Origin of the sequence: Umezawaea endophytica (assembly GCF_025061645.1) — a bacterium.
In the GTDB taxonomy this organism is placed as follows: Bacteria; Actinomycetota; Actinomycetes; order Mycobacteriales; family Pseudonocardiaceae; genus Umezawaea; species Umezawaea endophytica.
The window spans coordinates 21,798-28,434 of record NZ_JANYMP010000036.1; the positions used below are offsets into that span (position 1 = coordinate 21,798).

Annotated in this window: 4 protein-coding genes; 3 read left to right on the forward strand and 1 reads right to left on the reverse strand. The window is 69.2% G+C overall.

Annotation, left to right across the window (positions count from 1 at the left end; all coding sequences use genetic code 11):
- Window positions 1-62: 62 nt before the first annotated feature.
- Window positions 63-1,073, forward strand: coding sequence for a zinc-dependent alcohol dehydrogenase (locus NZH93_RS43270; RefSeq protein WP_259629157.1), 1,011 nt, complete (start codon window positions 63-65; stop codon window positions 1,071-1,073).
- Window positions 1,074-1,396: 323 nt separating this feature from the next.
- Here NZH93_RS43270 and NZH93_RS43275 read toward each other — a convergent pair whose 3' ends face one another.
- A complete protein-coding gene (locus NZH93_RS43275) occupies window positions 1,397-4,135 on the reverse strand; it encodes a cation-translocating P-type ATPase (RefSeq protein ID WP_259629158.1) in 2,739 nt (912 codons plus the stop codon).
- A 593-nt stretch (window positions 4,136-4,728) separates the two neighbouring features.
- On the opposite strand from NZH93_RS43275, the gene NZH93_RS51075 reads away from it, so the two are divergent.
- Window positions 4,729-5,601 (forward strand): ThiF family adenylyltransferase, encoded by an 873-nt coding sequence (locus NZH93_RS51075; RefSeq protein ID WP_259629159.1) that lies wholly within the window; start codon window positions 4,729-4,731, stop codon window positions 5,599-5,601.
- Entirely contained in the window at window positions 5,598-6,584 is a 987-nt protein-coding gene (locus tag NZH93_RS43285) for a 3-oxoacyl-ACP synthase III family protein (protein WP_259629160.1), read from the forward strand. The genes NZH93_RS51075 and NZH93_RS43285 overlap by 4 nt, the downstream gene beginning before the upstream one ends.
- Window positions 6,585-6,637: the final 53 nt, after the last annotated feature.

A 6,637-nucleotide genomic window follows, 5' to 3' on the forward strand; every position in this document is an offset into this window, starting at 1 on the left:
GGCGGTGGTGAGCAGGTCGGTGAAGACTCAGTTTCGGACCACCGCAACGATGAGGAGTCGCCGTGAGGAAAGCAGTCGTCACCGAGTTGGGCGCGAAGCTGGAGATCCAGGAGGTGCCGGTGCCGGAGCCCGGTGACGGGCAGGTTCGCGTGCGCTTGGAGGCCTCGGGCATCTGCCACACCGACATCCACGCCGCACACGGCGACTGGCCGGTGAAGCCGACCCCACCGTTCGTGCCGGGGCACGAGGGCGTCGGGGTGGTCGAGGCGGTCGGCACCGGTGTCGACACCGCGCGAATCGGGACGCGGGTGGCGATCCCGTGGCTCGGGCACGCCTGCGGGGAGTGCTCGTACTGCGTGTCCGGCTGGGAGACGCTGTGCGAGCAGCAGCTGAACACCGGCTATTCGGTCGACGGCTGCTACGCCGAGCACGTCCTGGCCGACGCCCGCTACGTCGTCCCCGTGCCCGATGGCGTGTCCAGTGTGGACGCCGCACCGCTTACGTGTGCAGGCGTCACCACGTACAAGGCCGTCAAGGTCGCCGGCGTGCGGCCCACCGAACGGGTCGCGGTGTTCGGCATCGGCGGGCTGGGCCACTTGGCGCTGCAATACGCTCGGATCGCAGGCGGGTTCACGGTCGCGGTGGACGTGGAGGACACCAAACTCGACCTGGCCCGACGACTGGGCGCCGACCACACCGTCAACGCCGCCACCTCCGATCCGGTCGCCGAGATCCAGGCGCTGGGCGGCGCCGACGTGGCGATCGCACTCGCGGCGTCACCGCGGAGCTTCGAGCAGGCCTTCGCGTCACTGCGGCGCGGCGGACGGTTGGTGTGCGTCGGGCTGCCCGCGGACGGCCGGTTGGACCTGCCGGTGTTCGACGTGGTGCTCAAAGGCGTCAGCGTGATCGGCTCCATCGTGGGCACGCGGGCCGACCTGGCCGAGGTGTTCACCCTGCACGCCACCGGCCGGACCGAGGTGGTCGCCGAGACCCGCAAGCTGGAGACGATCAACGAGTCCTTCGCCGAGGTGCTGGCCGGACGAGTCCCGGCTCGTCTGGTGATCGAATTCTGACGGCCACAGGCTTGAGTGCGTGGCCGTGCACACCCTTGGACCGGCACGGCGACGCTCGGCGTCGTGCCGGTGTTCACCGGTGCCGTGGCCACCTCCGGGACCGCACACTGCGGCGACCGCCACCGATCGCTGTCCTTCCGTCATGGCCGTGAACTCCTCGTTGACCTGGGCCACCATCGATGCCACCACCGCCCACGACCGCGACGCCGCCTCCTGGCTGAGCCGCCAACCCGGCCGCACCGGACTCGTGCTGTAGTTCGACAGGTCGACGACCTCCGTGTGAACGACCATCGAGGGCCCAGGCCGTCGACCACACCTGATCGTCATCGGGCGACGTGCACTGGATGGCGCGGATCGGTGTGCCCGCGCAGCCACGCGCGCCACAGTTCGTCGGCTCCCCAGACGACGAGGGGGAAGGCCGCGAGCAGGGGAAGGAACTTCACCGGTGGCAGCGTGATGTCGAACAACCTGCCCAGTGCGGGTACGTCGAGCAGCAGCGCGACGAAGGCGATCTCGAAGACGATGCCCCACAGCAGCAGACGATTGCTGAGCACACCGATGGAGCGCAGTGACGCGTACTGGGTGCGCGAGGCGAAAGCGGTACCGATCTGGCACGCCACGATGCCCAGGAAGGTCATCGTGGTGGCCTGCTGCCAAGTGTGGTGCAGAGCGCTCCCGGAGCCTGTGGGCGCGTCGAGGGTCCAACCACCGTCGAGCAGCACGAGGAAGTAGCCGACCAGCACGAGCAGAGCGGACAAGCCACCGAGCAGCCCCCAAGCGCGCAGCAGCATTGGGCCGTCGATGACGTTGTCCCCGCGCGTGCGGGGCGGACGGCTCATCAAACCGGGCTCCGCGGGTTCGCGACCCAGGGCAAGGGCGGGCAGGGTTTCGGTGCCCAGGTCGATCGCGAGGATCTGCAACACGGTCAGCGGCAGCGGGATGGCACCACCGGACAAGGCGTAGAGCAGGAACGGCACGACCTCGGGGGTGGCGTGCGCGAAGATGTAGAGGATGAACTTGCGGACGTTGTCGTAGACGCGGCGGCCGGCCTGCACCGCGGTGACGATGGTGGCGAAGTTGTCGTCGGTGAGGACCATGGTGGCGGCTTCACGGGCGACGTCGGTCCCGTCGCGGCCCATGGCCACGCCGATGTCGGCACGGTGCAGAGCGGGGGCGTCGTTCACGCCGTCCCCGGTCATGGCCACCACGTGCCCCTGGGCGCGCAAGGCATCGGTGACGCGCAGCTTCACCTCCGGTGAACTGCGGGCGAAGATCAGCTCGTCGCCACCGGCGAGCAGCGCGTCCAGATCGGCCTCGCTCATCACGTCGAGTTCGGCACCGTTGACGATGGTGGTGCGGCCGTTGGAGATGCCGACCTGGTGGGCGATCTCGGCGGCGGTCAAGCCGTGGTCGCCGGTGATGACGATGAGCCGGATACCCGCGGTGTGGCAGCGGGCCACGGCATCGGCGACCTCGGGTCGGGGCGGGTCGAACATGGCCACCAGACCCAGCAGCACCAGATCGCGCTCGGCGTCCTCACGGTCAGCCGGGAGCGCTTCACCCGGACCGAGGACTCGGCGCGCGATGGCCAGCAGCCGCAACCCGCGTCCGGCCCGGTCCGCGACGACACCTGCCAGGTCGTCGCGATCAGCGTCGGTGAGAAGCCTGGACGTGCCGTCCGCCACGACGATGGCGGTGGTGTGCGCCAAGACCTCCTCGGGAGCACCCTTGACGCTGATCACGTGATCACCATCGACGTCGTCGACCGTGGACATCAGGCGCAAGGCCGGGTCGAAGTGGAACAGGCGCAGCCGGTGGGCGTCGCGCCGAGCCGCGGAGACATCGGCGCCGAGTTCGGCGGCACCCAGCGCCAAGGCGATCTCGGTGGGGTCGCCCGTCGCGGACTCCGGAGCGGCGGGATCGACGTCGGCCGTCCCGCACACGGCGGCGGAAGCGGCCAGCAGCGCGGCCGGACCACTGGTGGGCGCGGCGGGGTCGACCGTGCCCTGCGGGGTCCACACCTCGGTCACGCGCATTCGGTTGCGGGTGAGCGTGCCGGTCTTGTCGGTGCAGATCACCGTGGTCGAGCCCAGGGTCTCCACCGAGGACAGCCGCTTGACCAGGGCGCCGCGCCGGGCCAGCGTCCGCACGCCCACCGCCAAGGCGAGGGTGATGGTGGGCAGCAGCCCTTCGGGGACGTTCGCCACGAGCAGGCCGATGGCGAACTGCACCGCGTCGGGCAGCGGCAACCCGGCAGCCAAGGTGCCCAGCGGCAGGAACGCCAGCCCGGCACCGATCGCCACCGCGGCGATCAACCACGCCACGCGCTTGACCTGCTTCTCCAACGGGCTCTGGTCGCGCCCGACCTGCTGGGTCAGCGCGGCGATGCGGCCCAGTTCGGTGCGCATCCCGGTGGCGAACACCAGCGCGCGAGCCTGCCCGCCGGTGCAGTTGGTGCCGCTGAACACCACGTCACGGGCCTCCAGGAGCGGACCGACGACCTCGTCGGCTCCAGCCGACCGGAACGCGGGCAGCGACTCGCCGTTCAACGTCGACAGGTCCACCTCGACCGAGCCGGACAGCAGCCGCGCGTCGGCGGAGACCCTGTCACCCTCCTTGACCACCAGCACGTCACCGGGCACCAGGTCCTTGGCTTCGACACCGGTCTGCACACCGTCGCGGATCACCTCGGCCATCGGCGGCAAGTACGAGGCCAGGGTTTCCACCGCGTGCTCGGCCTGCCGCTCCTGGGCGAAGGCCAGACCCGCGTTGAGCACGATCACCGCCACGATCGCGACACCCAGGGCGGTCGACCCGGACACCAAGGCGAGAACCGCGGCCAGCCACAGCAGCAGCGCCAGTGGATGGGTGAACTGTCGAACCAGCGGCCCGACCCACCCGCTCCTGGTTCTCCTGGTCAGCGTGTTCGGGCCGTGCACCTCCAACCTGCGCGCGGCCTCACGCGCGGTCAGCCCCTCCGGCCGCGAACGCAGATCGCGCTGCAACCGGGCCAGCGGCTCAAGCGGGTTCTCTACAGCGATGCGTTCATCGGCAGTGGTCACTCGTCAACCATCGCGCCGGCCCGCATTCACGACGACGGCACCAAAGCACTACCGCTCGGGCACTTCGACCTCCCACCGGCAGTGCACAAGGTCCCATCTCGCCTCAGGCGGTGCGCCGATGTCGGAGGGCTTTCACGCCCTGGCGGAGGTGCAGGGTGCAGAAGCGGACAGCGCCGTCAGCCTCGAACACGACCACGTCCCTGTAGCTGCCTGCATCGGCGTGCCGACAGGGAGGTCGTGAAGCTCGAATTGCCGACCTATCCATAGTCCTTTGCGGACTCCACTGGGGACCCAGCGTTTGCTGGGAGGATGCGGTAGGTCACGACAGGTCGTGTGAAAGCCGTGAATGGGCAACAGGGTCCGCTGTTTCCACCCGACCGGGTGATCGCGGCGCGGCACATTCCCGAAAATTGATCACCTTTGATTAGCCTGCGCGCATCCCCAGAGGCAACACAATCCTACTCCAGACCAAGGTGGTTCAACCGTGCACACTCAATGGCACATCAGCGCGTTCCTCGTCGAAGCCGAAGATCACTCGGACCCCGATCACGTCGCCACGGTCCGCGAACTGAGGGCCAGGGTGCTCTTCGACCGTGGACGGCACCTGGGTGTGGTACCCGTGGTCGGCACGCCTCGTGCACGTGCTGCCGCGGGAGGAGTTCCGGCTTGTGCGGACCGACCGCAACCGCGGCAAGGTCGAACGGCCGCAGCAGCGCCGGCTGCTCGGCAAGCGGATCGGGGTCGTCGGGCTGTCGGTCGGCAACAGCGCCGCGGTCACGTTCGCGCTGGAAGGCATCGGTGGCGCGTACAAACTGGCCGACTTCGACACCTTCGGCCTGTCCAACCTCAACCGGCTGCGCGCGGGCGTGCACCACCTCGGCGCCAACAAGGCGGTGATCTCCGCGCGGCAGATGTTCGAGATCGACCCCTACCTCGACATCGAGATCTTCACCGACGGACTGACCGAGGACAACCTCGACGCGTTCGTCGGTGGGCTCGACCTGCTCGTGGAGGAGTGCGACACCCCGTTCGCGAAGGTCGCGGCACGGGAACGGGCACGCGCTCTCGGCGTCCCCGTCGTCATGGACTGCAACGACCGCGGAATGCTCGACGTCGAGCGCTTCAACCTCGAACCGGACCGCCCACTGCTGCACGGGCTGATCGGCGACGTCTCCTCGGCCGAGCTGAAGTCGTTGTCCCACCAGGAGAAGGTGGACCTCATGCTGGCCATGGTGGACGCGGAGAAGATCAGCCCCGAACTGCGGGCCTCCTTCGGTGAACTCGGCAAGACGCTCAGCAGTTGGCCGCAACTCGCGTCCGGGGTCGCGCTCGGCGGCGCACTCACCGCGGAGGCCGCCCGCCGCATCCTTCTCGGCGCTCAGTGCGTGTCCGGCCGGTTCTACGTGGACTTCGCCGAACTGATCACCCCGTCGACCAGCACCGTCGCGATCGCGAGCCTGGTGTGAGCGCGCTCCCCGTCGTCATCGCAGGCACGGGCGTGCACCTGCCGGAGCGGATCGTCACGAACGACGAACTCACGCGGATGGTCAGGACCACCGACGAGTGGATCACCAGGCGGACCGGTATCCGCGAACGCCGATGGCTGGCGCCGGAACTCGCGGTGTCGGACATGTGCGGCGAGGCGACGCGATCGGCGATGCAGGCCGCCGACGTCACCGCGGCGGACGTGGACGTGGTCATCGTGGCCACCTACACCTGGGACCAGCCCCTGCTGTCCACCGCGCTGATCGTGAAGGACGCGCTCGACGCGCACCGCGCGATGACCTTCGACGTCACGCACGCGGCATGCCTCAACGGGGTGCAGGCCCTCCTGCTCGCCGCGCAGCTGCTCCAGTCGGCCGCGACACGCACGGTGCTCGTCATCGCTGCGGACTGCGCGTCACGGCTGACCGACCCGCAGGAGCGCATCACCCGGATCTTCTTCGGCGACGCGGCAGGCGCGGCCGTGGTGCGGCGCTCCACCAGGGCCGACAGCGGTGTGCTGGCGTGGGACTTCGGCTCGGAACTGTCCTACAAGGTGCAGATCAAGGCGGGTGGCTCACGACTGCCCACCAGTGAGGCCACGGTCCAAGCGCGTGAGCACTACGTCGCGATGAACGGCCAAGCCGTCTGGGACGCCGCGACGCGGTGGTTGCCCGACAGCATCACGACCGCGGCCTCGACCGCTGGCGTAGGGGTGGAGGGCGTCGACCACTTCTTCCTGCACCAGGCCAACCTGAACATCATCCGAGCGGCACTGGAGAAGCTCGGCGTGCCGGAGGACCGGGCACCGATCACGCTGGACCGACTGGGGAACACAGGCTCGGCAGGAGTGTTCACCGCCCTGCACCACTCGTTCAGCCGTGGCCTGGTGAATCCGGGAGAGGTGTTCGTGATGTCCGCGATCGGCGCGGGCTTCCAGTGGGGGACGCTCTGCCTACGCCACTGAGCTGACTCGTGATCACCGAACCCGCGCGGGGTGCTGCGGCGCCTGGCCCCGCA